The organism is Aquimarina sp. AD1, from assembly GCF_003443695.1.
Classification (GTDB): Bacteria; Bacteroidota; Bacteroidia; order Flavobacteriales; family Flavobacteriaceae; genus Aquimarina; species Aquimarina latercula.
The window spans coordinates 2,254,784-2,269,175 of record NZ_CP031966.1; the positions used below are offsets into that span (position 1 = coordinate 2,254,784).

Here is a 14,392-nt window from a genome sequence, read left to right on the forward strand (position 1 = left end):
ACATTTTAATCTTACACAAAAAAAATGCAGCAAGTATCAATTTGCTGCATTTTTTTACCTAATATTCTATAGTGTACGGCACTAGTAATTACAGAGGTTTTATAAAAATACTTTTCTAAAGTTTTCTGATATTTCTTATTAAATACTCAAGACCATTTAGCTTAAGTTCGTAAACCATTTGCATCTGCTTACCTAGAGTACCTTTGGGAAAACCCTTATTATGATACCAAACAATATAATGCTCGGGTAAGTCAATAAGATATCGGTCTTTATATTTACCAAAAGGCATTTTGGTATTGGCTAGTTTAACTAAAAAATCTTTCTGGGATTGAGTATCCATTAAAAGTTAAGTAAGTGTAAATTTATTTTGAATAAGCTCTATAATACCACATCAAATTCTTTACTTTCTCTTCCCACTTCTTCTGATTTACTTTATTTTTTGAATGATCCGTTTCTAAATCATATTGCTCTTGCATATTGATTCTCATGCGTTCCACTCTCTTATACATCTTATTAAGGTCCTTACGCACGTTTTTACCAGGTCTATACTCTTTTAATTTTTTACGCATTATTCTAGCATGCAATTCAGATATATCAAAATGGAGTTGTTCGTGTAACAAAAGGTATTTAGTAGACTGACCTTTTTTCACCCATGATAGTGATGGATAACAAAAGCTGTCCACTTCATATTTTAATTCAATTTTCCCATAATCCTTACTTATAGACCATTGATAAGTTATTCCTGTATTGACACTAGCGTCAAAATCACTATCGAGTTTAGGTTCTCCCCTAAAATCCGACCAATCTAACTTACTTTTTTCTGCATAAGAAAAACGCTCTACATATCCATGATTAGCAAAAACTAAAACTAAGAGAATAGTAAAAAATTTACCCATAATTGCAATAATTATGCCCGGCTAATAGTTGTTGTTTTTTTTTATTCAAGTAACTAAAATATACAATACGGGGCTAAGTATTGATAATTTTCGCTTAAATAATTTTATTTATCTTCAGATATACAATTTATATCTATCCCAATCGAAACAATTTTTCCAAAATTTCGAATTTATTTTAGTTTATAAAAACTGTATACTACGAGTATATCAATTTCCATACCACGACTTTAAATATCCTAAAAATCTAAACTAAAAAATCTCTTTCCGAAACTATTTTATCTGTAAAACAATATAATTCAGAATTTAAAAATAAAGAAAATGATTTTAAAATCAGCTTTAAAATTAATTATTGGCAAAATAATTTTTATTCTATTACCGTAAGCTTCAATTCATCATCGAATTTAATTATATAGGAAGCTTTGTTATAATAGCCTCCTAAAAGCTTTTTAGCATAATTAAATTTATTCTCAACATATTCTGTTGTACCTTCAAAAGTTGCTGCATGGTACAAATCATCTGCAGAACCTAATCGCATTAAAATATCATATGTAATATCAAAACCTCTCACCGCATATTTACTAGGAATAGTTCCATATTCTTTTTTATATCTCGCTACAAAAGGAGTCATTCTTGTCTCATCATAATTATCAAATTCCTTATCGATAGAAGGATAGTGTAAATGTAGTTTAGACAAATGTTCATTTTTAATATTATCATCATCAAAAGCATTATGCTTATCCGTAGTGAATAAAGTAATTTGATGACTCTCTGCTTTTGCATTTAGTAAAGGAGTGACATTACTTATCATAGCTACATCATCAGACTCAAGAAAAACCCAATTTGGTTTGTTCTTTGCCAATACCTTATTAAGATGAACTTCATATACATAATTACCTTCTTCTATTCTTGCTATCTTAGCTTCAGGAAATTTAGCAATCAATTTATTTTTTATTTCCTCATGCTTCTTTTTTCCTTGTTGCACGATAATAACAATATTCTTATCCGTAGAATCTTGAGCGACATAATTAATCAGTTTATCTTGAAGCATTATGTCTGTCGGTATCGTTTGGAAAAAATTACTGTATAATTTTGATTCTCTATTAGAAATTGGAGAAATCACCGGAGTATCATACTTCTTTAATTCTGAAGCAACAGTCTCTACATTAGCCTGATATAGAGGTCCAATCACAACATCCATTTCATCAAAACTATTTTGATCAATTAACTGTTTGATATGACCTGTATTATTATTTTTTTGTGTATCAAAAACAGTCAAATCAATACTCAGCCCTCTACTTTTAGCAGAATCAACCGCAATCTGAACTCCTTTATAAAAATCTAAAGCTACTCTTGTTCCTCTTGCTTTTCTACTCTTCAAAAAATCTTCTGTTTTTTGTCTTTCATTTGGATCTAGTGTATCTAATCCAAATGGCAACATTACAGCAAGTTTTTTCATTTTAAAATTTGAGAGCATGTTCTCTAACGGAACTATTTTCTTTTCTGGAAAATCAATCGCTAGAGAATCTACTTCACCTGTTTTAGGAAGTGTAATTACCATACCAGCTTTAAGACCATCTCTTAAATATGGATTCATATTAAACAAAGAGTCCGAAGAAATTTCAGTTCTTTTTAGTATACTATACACTGTTTCTTTTGGTTGAACTTCATACAATTCAAACTTATCTGCATCAATAATTTCTTTTAAGGGAACGAATATGGTTGTAGGCACCAGAATCTCCATGCCAATAGGAAAATTAGGATCCATTTCTGGGTTTAATTGGTCCAATTCTCCAACAGTAATACCATGTCTTCTAGCAATTCTATATCTCGTGTCTTTTGGCTTCACTATATACTTAGTAGTGGTAGAAACTCTACTACTCAAAGAATCTTTAGGCACATCTGTTTCTACAACTGCTTTTTCCGCATATACAGGTATTCTAATTTTATCCCTTTTTCGAACTTGTTCTGAATATAGCCTCTTATTATGTTTCTTAATATCATCCATCGTGATATTATATTTCTTGGCAATTCCATATAAAGTCTCTTTCCTTCTAACCTTATGGGTTTTAAAACGAACTATCTGACGTATTTCTTCTAACGGTTTGATACTATCTAAAACAGGATCACTTACATTTTCTGTTGGTGTATTTTCTTCTTTAGGTTTTTCTATTACCGCAACTCTTAAAATCTGCCCCAGATTAATCCCATTTACCGCATCTGGGTTTAAACTCAAAATCGCCTCTTGTGTAGTGTTATATTTTTGAGAAAGGTTAAATACGGTATCCCCTTCTCCTACCACATGGATTTGATATTCTTCATCATTAGTGACAGGAATAGCTAGAATTTGACCTTCCTTAATCCCATCTTTTGAATTAGGGTTGATTTTATAAATTGCTTCAGGAGTTGTATTATATCGTTTTGCAATTCTATATACATTTTCTCCTTGAACAACTTTATGACTTTTATACTGCTGAGCAAAACCAACACTGGTAATAAAAAGCACACAAAAGAACAACAATACTTTTTTCATTCGATTTAATTTTAATGGATCTGATTCTTCACGAATCAAAGTGTCAATATATAAAATATATTACTCCCACTCTATAGTTGCAGGCGGTTTTGAACTAATATCATATACTACTCTATTAACGCCTTTTACCTTATTTATTATTTCATTTGATGTTTTTTGCAAAAACTCATACGGTAGATTTACCCAATCAGCAGTCATTCCATCTGTACTTTCTACAGCTCTCAATGCTACACATTTCTCATAAGTTCTCTCATCTCCCATAACACCTACACTTTGAACTGGTAACAAAATTGCTCCAGCTTGCCATACCTTATTATACAGTCCGTTATCTTTTAGTCCGTTTATAAAAATAGCATCAACCTCTTGCAAAATACTAACTTTTTCTGGAGTAATGTCTCCTAAAATTCGAATTGCTAATCCAGGTCCAGGAAATGGGTGTCGCCCGAGCAATTCTGGATCAAGATCCATAGAAGCTCCAACTCTTCGCACCTCATCTTTAAATAACATTTTTAACGGTTCAACTACTTTCAACTTCATAAAATCAGGTAAACCTCCTACGTTGTGATGCGATTTAATTGTAGCAGATGGACCTCCACTTACTGAAACAGACTCAATTACATCTGGATATATTGTTCCTTGTGCCAACCACTTAGCATCTTCTATTTGGTTAGCTTCATCATCAAAAACTTCAATAAATACTCTTCCAATTATTTTTCTTTTCCCTTCTGGGTCACTTTCTCCCGCTAGAGCATCCAAAAAGCGTGCCGAAGCATCTACTCCTTTTACATTGAGTCCCATACCTTCATATTGCTGTAGTACAGATGTAAATTCGTTCTTACGAAGCAATCCATTATTAACAAAAATACAATGAAGATTACTGCCAATAGCCTTATGAAGCAATACTGCGGCAACAGTAGAATCTACTCCACCACTCAATCCAAGAACCACCTTATCATTTCCTAATTGCTCTTTTAGGTTTTTTACCGTTTCTTCTACAAAAGAATCCGGAGTCCAATCCTGTGCTATTCCAGCTATGTTCACTAAAAAGTTCTCTAAAAGTTGCGTCCCATCCTTAGAATGGTAAACTTCCGGATGAAATTGAATCGCATAAGTTTCCTCTCCTTCAATTTTAAATGCTGCATTTTCTACATCTTCAGTACTAGCTAGAAGAGTTGATTTGGTTGGCAATTCTTTAATAGTATCACTATGACTCATCCAAACCTGAGAACCTTCAGAAATATTTTGAAACAATTCATTTTTACCTATATATGATAAATTAGCTCTACCATACTCTCTCGTATTAGATTCTGCTACACGGCCACCACCAAAATGCGCTAAATATTGAGCACCATAACAAATACCTAATAATGGTTTTTTACCTTGTATCTCCGATAGATCTGGGTGGGCAACATCCTCACCTCTTACCGAAAGTGGGCTACCCGATAAAATTACAGCATGATAATCACTGATATTTTTTGGAGGTTTATTATACGGATGTATTTCTGAATAAATATTGAGCTCTCTTACTCGGCGTCCTATAAGTTGCGTTACTTGTGACCCGAAGTCTAAAATAAGTACCTTGTTATTTTGCATAGGCAAAAATAAAATTAAATTACAACCCCCGAAATCCTAACTGGGATAATTTTCAACTTACACGGTTATTTTATAAACACCCTATCAATTCTTAAAAATAATAGACACATACTTAGTATATTTATAGAAAAACTATGAAATCTTCAATTTTATACTGTCTTTTTTATATTCTCTTCTTTATTTTAGTTATTTCTTGTAAAAGTGGATTAGATACCAGAGGAAATACCAATTATGTTAGCAGTATTGATGCCAAATCGTTTAGAGAAATCCCATTAACTCCTGGAAATCGAATTAGCATTCTTAAAGTAAAAGACAAAGAATCGGAGTGGAAATATGATCTTACAATACCAACAATTACTAAAGGCCAAAAAGTTCCATTATTCATTGTTTTACACGGTGGTGTTGGAAGTAAAAATTATACTAAATTTAATAGTTGCCTAGTTACTCCTGGGTTACAGGATGCTGGAGGGTTTATTTTTAGCCCTTCTGGTGCTTGGCGAACGTGGACATTAGATTATCTAGAAAAAAGAATTTTAGATTTTATTGATCTCGCAAAAGAAAATTGGCCCATTGACCCTGATAAAATCATATTAGTAGGCTATAGTAATGGAGCTATAGCTGGATGGCAATACGCCAAAGATTACTCTACTATTTTTTCTGGTATGATATTAATGGGGTCCAGTTGTAAAGTAGATGAAAAACTTAACATTCCGATTTATGTAATACAGGGTACAAAGGACAAATTCTTCCCTATCAAAAGAGTAAGAAAACGAATCGCAGAAGCAAAAGCATTGGGATGTAACATTACTTTCGTGGAAGCCGAAGGAAATACACATATCAAAGCATGTGAATATATAGAAATACTAAAAACAAGTGTTCCTTGGATGGAAAAGGAAGTATGGCAAACTAGATGAATTAAAGTAAATTTTAGTCGAATGTTTTTACAGCTTGTGCTAACAAATTGATTAACTTTAAAACATTCGTAAAACCTAACAACTAATGACTGACATTATATTCTCTTCTATAGTGGTTGATTTAAAAACAGCTATTACAAACAACAAACACTCTTTTAGATATTTTACCTTAGCCACCTCTGATTTTAATAATACACCTAGACTACGGACTGTAGTTTTAAGAGACATAGATGATAACTTAAACATGATCATATACACTGATGAACGATCTAAAAAAATTGCAAATATCCAAGCAAACGATAGAGTCAGTCTCTTATTTTACGATCAAAATCGTTTGTTACAAATTACAATAAAGGCAAAAGCAGAAATTATAAGTAATCAAACGACTTTAGACACTATCTGGAACCAAATCCCTTCAAAATCCAAAAAAGATTACACAACGGAGCTGTCTCCAGGAGTCGAAATCAAAAATCCTGATGAGATAAATTACCTAGAAGGAAAACATTTTTTTGCTGCAATAAAACTTATTCCAGTACGAATGGAGTACTTAAGATTAACAAGACCAAATCATATTAAAGTTGTATTCAAAAAAGAAAACGCTAATTGGAAAGGTCACTATGTTACCCCTTAATTTCTTTTAATAAATTTAAAATTACTTTGTAATCCATTAGACACAACATTACCTATATACAATCCATTAGATAAATTTTCTACATTAATATTAGTAGAAGCAACATCTGATGGTATTTTTCCTTTATACACTAACTGTCCATTAATAGTGTAAATCATTAATGATTTTTCTTTAGCCACATCAGAAGTGGAAAATCTAATGATATTACTTACTGGATTTGGAGAAATCTGAAACGGAATTTCTGCTTCTGGACTTCCAACACTTAATGTATTACCTATCACATATTTTACACCTTCTTCTATGTGTTTAATAAAATCCGGATTATTAGTATAGTCGCTAGAATTATGTCCTAATGCGGTATAAAATGAACGTCCTCCACCATATTCTTTAAACCAAGAAATTGGTCTAGCCTCATCATAGTCATTGGATCCCGTTGACTCTACCATCAATAAATCTATATTACCATCAAACAATTGTCCTCCATTGTTTCTCCAGTAATAATATTCCTCTGACTTGTTCCAAATAGCTCCTACATTTCCTAAAAAATCTACAGAAGGATGTGAATTAACTACTGTCATATCCGCATTAAAGTTATTACTCGTATGATTAGGGCCAGATTGTACTATTCCACCAACAAGTTCATTATAAAAAGTCCAACTCCCATCTCTATAGGTGTCTGTAGCCGCATGGATCCCTAAGAAGCCTCCTCCCGCAGCAATAAAATCTTCAAAAGCCTGACGTTGCGATGCATCTAATAAATTATTACCACTGGTATTACACCATATAACCGCACTATACTGAGCTAAATTTGATGTCGTAAATGCATTCGCATTATCAGTATCATCAGTTTCCCAAAGTCCATTGGAATTCCCGAGATTTCGAATCATAGTAACACCAGCACCTATTGATGGATGTGTAAAACCATTAGTTTTAGTAAAAACCAATACTTTTTCTTGTGATGAAAGATTAAAAGTTATAAATAAAAATAAAGTTACTATGAGAATTTGTGATTTCATGACGATTGGAGTTTATTTTCATAACGCTCAGGTCTATTTTAAATTATACAATCCTATAGAAACCAATTACATTTTTAAATAAAAAACCAACTTGAAAATTTTATTTTCAAAGAATTACTGTCTTTAGAACGTACTACAAAAGGTATATCCCTAAATCTAAGCTAATCATCTAAAAAATCAACTTTTATTTCCCCATAAAAAATATCATTTAACACTCAATTTCAATCTCTTATAATGACATACAAAAATAGACTTTAAGATTTCATTAACTATCCGTTAAGGATTCTTGATTTTTAAAACAAAAAATTATTTTTAACACCTCAACTAACCTATACCCCTAAAGATGAAAACTCTTCAAGTAAGCAGTATTCTTTATATAATCATTTTATTTAATTCTAATCTACAAGCTCAAAACAAACAAATTGTAGATAGTTTATTACGTTTAACAAAAAGTAAAAACACACCCGATACCACATTGATTAAAGCATATAATGATTTAGGAATTCAATATGCTACTTCTAATACTTTTTTAGCTAAAAAACATATTCGCCATGCACTTGGTATCGCCAATAACATAAATAAACCCAGAGGTATTGCAGGTGCAAACAACTGCCTTGGTGTTGTGTATTATTATCAAAAAGAGTATGATTCTGCTTTGGTGCACTTCAAAAAAGCTTTAAAAATGAACCAAAAAATTAATCATCTTTGGGGTCAAGCTTCAGCTTTTCATCAAATCGGCGCTGTACATAATCACTTAAATAATTACACTAAAGCTATTGAAAGTTTTAAAAAAGCTGGAGAAGTTTTTAAATCTTTACAGGACTCCATATCATATATAAAATCCATCGAAAACATAGGTGTATCTTACAGTTTGATGAAATATAAAAAAATAGCATTAGAGCATTTTATTATTGCGAACAAACTATATGAAAACCTTAATGATACCCCAGGAATAAGTCGAACATACATACATATAAGTAATATTCTAATAAAACAAGAAGAATATTATGAAGCATTAAAATATCTTGATAGATCATTACCAATAATAACAAGTAAAGGAAATAAAAGATATCTGAGTTCTATTTTGCAAAATATAGGAATCAGTAAAAGAGGCCTATACAAGTATAACCAAGCATTGGATTATTTCCAAAAATCACTATTATTAAGAAAAGAAAGAGGAAACTCTAAAACAATTGCTATTGTACAATCCGAAATTGGAACCACATATTATGAAATGGGGTTATTCTCGAAAGGATTAGATTATCAAAAAAAAGCTCTAAAAAATTATAGTCCTAAAGGAAATCACATCCAAAAAGCTATAACAAACAACGCTATTGCAAAATCATTTTTGAAATTAAATTTATTAGATTCAGCAAAATTTCATGCAGAAAAATCTCTTATAACTTCCAAAAAAATATTAGACCTAGTTATAGAAAAAGAAGCAAATCAAACACTTGCTTTAATTGCAGAAAAAGAAGGGAATAGTGTTGCTGCGTATATGTATTACAAAGAACTATCCAAGTTAAAAGACTCCTTAGAAGTTATCGAAAAAAACAAACAAGTCAGAGAACTTCAAGCTAAATTCGAAACTGGTAAGAAAGAATCAAAAATCAATGAATTACTAAAGCAAAACAAACAAGTTAAACACCAGTATACCTTATTAATTTTTGGATTGATAATTGGTATTATCATACTAATGGTTTTCATATCTATTTTTAGAAAAAAAATTAAACTCAGCTGTCTTGAAAAATTAATATTAACTAGAGAATTGGATACAAAGAAAAAAGAACTCACCACTAATTCCTTGCATCTCGTAAACAAGACCAAAACATTAAAAAACGTAAAAGAAAAGGTAGAATTAATAAAATATTCTGAAGATCAAAATACCCAGTATAACTATCAAAAAATAATACAGATTATAAACTTTGATTTAAATGATGATCAAAATTGGGAAAACTTCAAAAGACATTTTGAACAAGTTCACAAAAATTTTTATACAAATATCAAAAACAAATACCCTAATGTTACTACCAACGAATTACGTTTAATGGCGCTACTAAAAATGAACCTTACTTCTAAAGAAATTGCAAACATCTTAAATATTACGCAAGAAGGAGTCAGAAAAGCGCAATATCGATTACGTAAAAAGCTAGAAATCCCCAGTAATAACATTCTCGTAGATATTATTCTAAATTTTTAATGAATAAAATTATAAATTTGTTTTATTCACTAAAAATTTATCGCTTTTACCCGTTTATTTATTATAATGACAATAACAAACAAAGTTACTATTGAATCCTGCAAAAAGGAAAATATTAAAACCATAGTAGATGGAATTAACTCGTATAACCTGAGTAAGGTACCAGCAATTGCAGATGTATGGACTCCTTTAGAATTTATTGCTAAAGACCATAATGGGGAAGAAATCGGAGGTCTTTTAGGAGGTATTGGGTATTGGAATGGGTTAGAAATTAAAATTTTATGGGTAAAAGAAACACATAGAAGACAAGGTGTTGGGACTATATTAATTAAACACGTTGAAAAGATTGCTAAAGAAAAGGGAGTTAAAACAGTAATGCTTGATACATTTGATTTTCAGGCAGAAGATTTTTATGTAAAAAATGGATATCAAATCCTAGGAGAACTTAATAACTTCCCTGAAGGGCATCGACGCATTTATTTTTCAAAAAGAATAGATTAATAAACACATTTCTAATCCGAGTAATTTTCCAGAACAAAATCTCCCCAACTTGCAATAGACTCTATTAATGGTGTTAAAGTTTTTCCAAAATCTGTTAACGAATATTCTACTTTTAAAGGAGGTTTAGAGGTATACACTTTTCTATTGATTAACCCATCTTCTTCTAACGCTTTTAATTGTAGACTTAATGTTCTCTCCGTAACCGTCGGCATCTCCTTTCTTAACTCACTATATCGTAGTGTTTCTTTTAGCAAATGAAATAAAATTACTGTCTTCCATTTGCCACCAATCATACCCATGGTTAAACTTGCACAACAAGGGTATTCTTTCCCTCTAAATTTTAACATTTTATGCTCTGACTCCTTCATTATTTTAAACTATCCTTTTTGACCGTTATTGCAAAGGTATTAAACTATAGTTAATTTTGCTACTATAATTTTTATAGTAATAAATTAAAACCTATGAGCTTCCTAAATTCAATGCAAAATCGTTATACCACAAAAAAATATAACCCAAATAAAAAAATAAACTCGGAAACAATCAATGAGTTAAAAGAGATTTTAAACTTAAGTCCATCTTCTATTAATAGTCAACCTTGGAAATTTACACTTGTGTCCAATCAAAAAACTAAAGAGCAACTCTCTAAAGTATCATGGTTAAATGCAGGTAAAGTAATAGACTGCGACACTGTTGTAGTTTTTAGTAGAATTGACAATATCTCTCTTTTCGAAAAACAAATAGAAAAAGAATTACCTGCTGGGGCTGTTAGTTATTTTAAAGAATTTATCAAGCCACAATCCGAAGAACAAATTAAATCTTGGTTCGGGCATCAATTATATCTTTCGTTAGGTGTATTCTTAAGTGCTTGCGCCGAAATGGGAATCGATGCAACACCTATGGAAGGAATTGAACCTGACAATTACAATACTATATTAGAATTAGAAAATTATCATACAATGGTGGCAGTTGCCATTGGATATAGAGATCCAGAAGATAATAATCAACCAAGTAAAAGACCTAAGTCTAGAAGAAACATAAATCAAGTTGTAGAAACTATTTAAAAATTTAATAAAATGACAAAACTTACTATAGTTGCAAGAATACTTGCTAAAGAAGAAAAAGAGAACTAGTAAAATCCGAATTATTAAAGCTTATTGATATTACTAGAGTAGAAAAAGGATGTATTAATTATGATTTACATCAAGATAATGAAAACGCAAATTTGTTCTTGTTTCATGAAAACTGGGAAAGTAGAGCATTGTGGCAAGAACACATGAACAATGATCATTTGGCAGCTTATATGAAAGCTACTGATGGAGCTGTAGAGGAATTTGTCTTAAATGAAATGAGCCACATTGCATAAACATGATTTAGAAATCTTTAATTATTTCCAAAATAATATCATGAGAAAGATCATCACAATTTTCGTAATCTTATTTGCCAGTGCAGTAATTTCTTGTTGTAATTCTGAAAACTCAATAGAAAAAATAACTTCAGAAAGCATTAAAGAACCAACTAATAAAGTTTTGCTAAGTTCACAAATTCAATGGGAAAAATTAAATCCTGCTCGTGGTGATCAAAGCCCCCAAGCGGGAACTATTTGGGGAGATAGAAACAAAGAAGTACCAACTGGATTTTTAGCTAAATTTATAGATGGATTTTCTTCTCCTCCACACATCCATAATGTTACTTACAGAGCTATTGTTATTAGTGGTTCCATTCATAACGATGATCCAAAAGCTAGAAATATGTGGATGAAATCTGGTAGTTTTTGGACACAACCTGCAGGAGAATCACATATCACTTCTGCAAAAGGAACAGAAAATATAGCCTTGGTAGAAATAGACAATGGCCCATATCTAGTAAGACCTGTAGACAAAGCTTTTGATAATGGCGAGAGGCCTATCAATATAGATGTATCTAATATTATATGGCTGGATCATTCTAAAACCAATTGGATAACTACCTATAGTGATGCAGAAATCAGTTTTCTCTGGGAAAGCAAATCTATTGACCAACATAAAGGACTTTTTATAAAATTACCTAATGGTTTTAATGGAAAATTAAAGACTAACGGGACCATTGTACACGCCGTAATAATAAACGGTTTATTAAACTACACCTTACCACAAACCAATGAAATAAAAGGCTTAGAATCTGGAAGTTATTTTGGTTCTACGGATTATGCAATTCATGAAGTTTCTAACGATACTAACAACGAAGTTGTTTTATATGTGAGAACCAATGGAAACATCCAAATTGAAGAAACAAAATAACGGTAAGGTATAATCACACGCATTTAAAAACATAGAATTTTAATACAACACTATGAAAACTATTTTTATCACAGGAAGCACTGACGGAATAGGAAAACTAACCGCTATAAAACTAGCTAAATTTGGACATTCTATTTACATACACGGAAGAAATCCAGAAAAATTATTACGTACCGTTACTGAAATAAAAGAAATCACAAACAATGAGAACATAATAGGTTTTGTAGGAGACTTCTCTGATTTTAATAGCGTACGAGAAATGACGTCCAAAATCAAACAAGAAGTTTCTAAAATAGATGTTCTTATAAATAATGCAGGAATATTTAAAAGTCCTGCAACACATAATAAAGATGGAATAGATATTAGATTTGCAGTAAATTATTTAGCTCCATTTTTATTAACAGAGGAGTTAATTACCTTACTCCAAAAAAGCACAGCTCCTAGAATCATTAACCTAAGCTCTGCTGCACAATCTGTTGTTTCCTTAGATGCACTATTAGGAAAAAGTCATCTCTCGGAGCAAGAAGCATATGCTCAAAGTAAATTAGCGTTAACCATGTGGACTACTAAATTAGCAAAAGAGTTTAATGATGTAAATATAATAGCTGTAAACCCTGGTTCATTACTAAACACTAAAATGGTTAAAGAAGCTTATGGAAACCATTGGTCCTCTGCAGAAAAAGGTGTCGATATACTATTTGACTTAGCAACTTCTGATAAATACTCCAATGATTCTGGTAAATATTTTGATAATGATAAAGGTTTTTTTTCTAAAGCACATGGAGATGCGTATGATCAAAATAAAATAGATCAGTTGATTTCAATTACTAATTCAATGTTAGCTAAGTAAATTATGCTAAAAACGATAGGCAAGAAAAATCATTTAAGTCTGGGACTTGTTTTTCCGTTAGAATCTTACAATGGTTCCATTGCAAAAATGGAAAATCAAGAAAAATTAGCGAAACTAGCAGAGGATTTAGGTTTTAAGGCCCTTTGGTTTAGAGATGTTCCTTTTAATGACCCTTCTTTTGGAGATGCTGGACAATTATATGATCCTTGGATTTACATGACTCATATAATGAACCATACCAAAGAAATTGCATTAGCTACCGGAAGCGTAATTCTACCATTAAGACATCCTATTCATACCGCCAAATCAATACAAAGTTTGCAACAACTATCAAAAGGTAGGATTATCGTAGGTATAGCATCTGGCGATCGACCGATTGAATATCCCGCATTTAATTATAACCTAGAAAATAAAAGTGAGTTATTTAGAGATAGTTTTTTTTACATTAAAGCACTGCAAAAAGACTTCCCTGTTTATCAATCAAAGTATTATGGTAAAACAGATGGTAGAATTGATATGCTTCCAAAATCACAATATCATACTCCAATGTTAGTAACCGGCCATTCTGGACAATCATTAGACTGGATTGCAACACACGCGGATGGTTGGTTATATTATCCTAGAGATTTTAATTTTCTAAAACAAACAATAGCTAATTGGTCTAATGCTTTAGAAAAGGCTGAACAATCCTGGAAACCTTATATGCAATCCCTCTATATTGATTTACTAGAAAACAAAAACGCATCTCCAAAAGGGATTCATTTAGGGTTTAAATCCGGTACCGCATATGCTATAGAACATCTACACACTTTAGAATCTACTGGAGTTAATCATGTAATTATTAATCTAAAATATGGTAGTAGACCCGCAGAAATCGTTATTGAAGAACTAGGTAAAGATGTTTTACCACATTTTATGTAGTCAATTTTATTGAACATTAGAATAGCTGTAAAAACAATACCCCTATAGAAAAATCTTAGATCAA

General features: G+C 31.3%; 15 protein-coding genes. 9 read left to right on the top strand and 6 right to left on the bottom strand.

All coding sequences use genetic code 11. From position 1 onward, the window contains the following. Nucleotides 1-115: 115 nt before the first annotated feature. The 4 genes from D1815_RS10030 to guaA form a co-directional block, all read right to left on the bottom strand. Nucleotides 116-340 carry a DUF3820 family protein gene (locus tag D1815_RS10030; RefSeq protein ID WP_027395549.1) on the bottom strand — a complete coding sequence of 75 codons (225 nt, stop codon included), beginning with the start codon at nucleotides 338-340 and terminating at the stop codon, nucleotides 116-118. A gap of 22 nt (nucleotides 341-362) precedes the next feature. Continuing rightward, the gene (locus D1815_RS10035; RefSeq protein ID WP_035086693.1) at nucleotides 363-896 is read right to left on the bottom strand and encodes a DUF922 domain-containing protein; all 534 of its coding nucleotides are present in this window, start codon (nucleotides 894-896) and stop codon (nucleotides 363-365) included. A 364-nt stretch (nucleotides 897-1,260) separates the two neighbouring features. Beyond that, nucleotides 1,261-3,426 carry a LysM peptidoglycan-binding domain-containing protein gene (locus D1815_RS10040; RefSeq protein WP_162897356.1) on the bottom strand — a complete coding sequence of 722 codons (2,166 nt, stop codon included), beginning with the start codon at nucleotides 3,424-3,426 and terminating at the stop codon, nucleotides 1,261-1,263. Nucleotides 3,427-3,486: 60 nt separating this feature from the next. Beyond that, nucleotides 3,487-5,019, bottom strand: a complete 1,533-nt coding sequence (gene guaA / locus D1815_RS10045) for a glutamine-hydrolyzing GMP synthase (RefSeq protein ID WP_027395546.1) — start codon at nucleotides 5,017-5,019, stop codon at nucleotides 3,487-3,489. A 134-nt stretch (nucleotides 5,020-5,153) separates the two neighbouring features. Between guaA and D1815_RS10050 the strand changes: the two genes are divergently transcribed. Then, nucleotides 5,154-5,933 (top strand): serine aminopeptidase domain-containing protein, encoded by a 780-nt coding sequence (locus D1815_RS10050; protein WP_118386805.1) that lies wholly within the window; start codon nucleotides 5,154-5,156, stop codon nucleotides 5,931-5,933. An 85-nt stretch (nucleotides 5,934-6,018) separates the two neighbouring features. Next, complete coding sequence (locus tag D1815_RS10055; RefSeq protein WP_118386806.1) at nucleotides 6,019-6,564, top strand: pyridoxamine 5'-phosphate oxidase family protein; 546 nt, start codon at nucleotides 6,019-6,021, stop codon at nucleotides 6,562-6,564. On the opposite strand, the gene D1815_RS10060 is transcribed toward D1815_RS10055, so the two are convergent. Continuing rightward, nucleotides 6,561-7,580 carry a ThuA domain-containing protein gene (locus tag D1815_RS10060; protein ID WP_118386807.1) on the bottom strand — a complete coding sequence of 340 codons (1,020 nt, stop codon included), beginning with the start codon at nucleotides 7,578-7,580 and terminating at the stop codon, nucleotides 6,561-6,563. The genes D1815_RS10055 and D1815_RS10060 overlap by 4 nt on opposite strands. Nucleotides 7,581-7,923: 343 nt before the next feature. Between D1815_RS10060 and D1815_RS10065 the strand changes: the two genes are divergently transcribed. Together D1815_RS10065 and D1815_RS10070 are read left to right on the top strand one after the other, a co-directional pair. Continuing rightward, nucleotides 7,924-9,780, top strand: coding sequence for a tetratricopeptide repeat protein (locus D1815_RS10065; RefSeq protein ID WP_118386808.1), 1,857 nt, complete (start codon nucleotides 7,924-7,926; stop codon nucleotides 9,778-9,780). A gap of 66 nt (nucleotides 9,781-9,846) precedes the next feature. Further along, nucleotides 9,847-10,281, top strand: a complete 435-nt coding sequence (locus D1815_RS10070; protein WP_118386809.1) for a GNAT family N-acetyltransferase — start codon at nucleotides 9,847-9,849, stop codon at nucleotides 10,279-10,281. 11 nt (nucleotides 10,282-10,292) lie between these two features. Here D1815_RS10070 and D1815_RS10075 read toward each other — a convergent pair whose 3' ends face one another. Further along, complete coding sequence (locus D1815_RS10075) at nucleotides 10,293-10,628, bottom strand: helix-turn-helix domain-containing protein (protein WP_081415711.1); 336 nt, start codon at nucleotides 10,626-10,628, stop codon at nucleotides 10,293-10,295. 114 nt (nucleotides 10,629-10,742) lie between these two features. Here D1815_RS10075 and D1815_RS10080 point away from each other — a divergent pair, with 114 nt between their 5' ends. The 5 genes from D1815_RS10080 to D1815_RS10100 all read left to right on the top strand — a co-directional run bounded on the left by D1815_RS10080 (nucleotide 10,743) and on the right by D1815_RS10100 (nucleotide 14,328). Further along, complete coding sequence (locus tag D1815_RS10080; protein ID WP_027395540.1) at nucleotides 10,743-11,342, top strand: NAD(P)H-dependent oxidoreductase; 600 nt, start codon at nucleotides 10,743-10,745, stop codon at nucleotides 11,340-11,342. A gap of 122 nt (nucleotides 11,343-11,464) precedes the next feature. Continuing rightward, the gene (locus tag D1815_RS10085; protein WP_240337553.1) at nucleotides 11,465-11,644 is read left to right on the top strand and encodes a putative quinol monooxygenase; all 180 of its coding nucleotides are present in this window, start codon (nucleotides 11,465-11,467) and stop codon (nucleotides 11,642-11,644) included. 40 nt (nucleotides 11,645-11,684) lie between these two features. Beyond that, nucleotides 11,685-12,557, top strand: coding sequence for a DUF4437 domain-containing protein (locus D1815_RS10090; protein WP_118386810.1), 873 nt, complete (start codon nucleotides 11,685-11,687; stop codon nucleotides 12,555-12,557). Between the two features lie 52 nt (nucleotides 12,558-12,609). Further along, nucleotides 12,610-13,407 (top strand): SDR family NAD(P)-dependent oxidoreductase, encoded by a 798-nt coding sequence (locus D1815_RS10095; RefSeq protein WP_118386811.1) that lies wholly within the window; start codon nucleotides 12,610-12,612, stop codon nucleotides 13,405-13,407. Nucleotides 13,408-13,410: 3 nt separating this feature from the next. Further along, entirely contained in the window at nucleotides 13,411-14,328 is a 918-nt protein-coding gene (locus tag D1815_RS10100; RefSeq protein WP_118386812.1) for an LLM class oxidoreductase, read from the top strand. Nucleotides 14,329-14,392 lie beyond the last annotated feature (64 nt).

What these genes read in the sequence shown, in the direction of transcription:
- D1815_RS10030 (WP_027395549.1), bottom strand. Translation starts at nt 340, where the DNA reads ATGGATACTCAATCCCAGAAAGATTTTTTAGTTAAACTAGCCAATACC.
- D1815_RS10035 (WP_035086693.1), bottom strand. Translation starts at nt 896, where the DNA reads ATGGGTAAATTTTTTACTATTCTCTTAGTTTTAGTTTTTGCTAATCAT.
- D1815_RS10040 (WP_162897356.1), bottom strand. Translation starts at nt 3,426, where the DNA reads ATGAAAAAAGTATTGTTGTTCTTTTGTGTGCTTTTTATTACCAGTGTT.
- guaA (WP_027395546.1), bottom strand. Translation starts at nt 5,019, where the DNA reads ATGCAAAATAACAAGGTACTTATTTTAGACTTCGGGTCACAAGTAACG.
- D1815_RS10050 (WP_118386805.1), top strand. Translation starts at nt 5,154, where the DNA reads ATGAAATCTTCAATTTTATACTGTCTTTTTTATATTCTCTTCTTTATT.
- D1815_RS10055 (WP_118386806.1), top strand. Translation starts at nt 6,019, where the DNA reads ATGACTGACATTATATTCTCTTCTATAGTGGTTGATTTAAAAACAGCT.
- D1815_RS10060 (WP_118386807.1), bottom strand. Translation starts at nt 7,580, where the DNA reads ATGAAATCACAAATTCTCATAGTAACTTTATTTTTATTTATAACTTTT.
- D1815_RS10065 (WP_118386808.1), top strand. Translation starts at nt 7,924, where the DNA reads ATGAAAACTCTTCAAGTAAGCAGTATTCTTTATATAATCATTTTATTT.
- D1815_RS10070 (WP_118386809.1), top strand. Translation starts at nt 9,847, where the DNA reads ATGACAATAACAAACAAAGTTACTATTGAATCCTGCAAAAAGGAAAAT.
- D1815_RS10075 (WP_081415711.1), bottom strand. Translation starts at nt 10,628, where the DNA reads ATGTTAAAATTTAGAGGGAAAGAATACCCTTGTTGTGCAAGTTTAACC.
- D1815_RS10080 (WP_027395540.1), top strand. Translation starts at nt 10,743, where the DNA reads ATGAGCTTCCTAAATTCAATGCAAAATCGTTATACCACAAAAAAATAT.
- D1815_RS10090 (WP_118386810.1), top strand. Translation starts at nt 11,685, where the DNA reads ATGAGAAAGATCATCACAATTTTCGTAATCTTATTTGCCAGTGCAGTA.
- D1815_RS10095 (WP_118386811.1), top strand. Translation starts at nt 12,610, where the DNA reads ATGAAAACTATTTTTATCACAGGAAGCACTGACGGAATAGGAAAACTA.
- D1815_RS10100 (WP_118386812.1), top strand. Translation starts at nt 13,411, where the DNA reads ATGCTAAAAACGATAGGCAAGAAAAATCATTTAAGTCTGGGACTTGTT.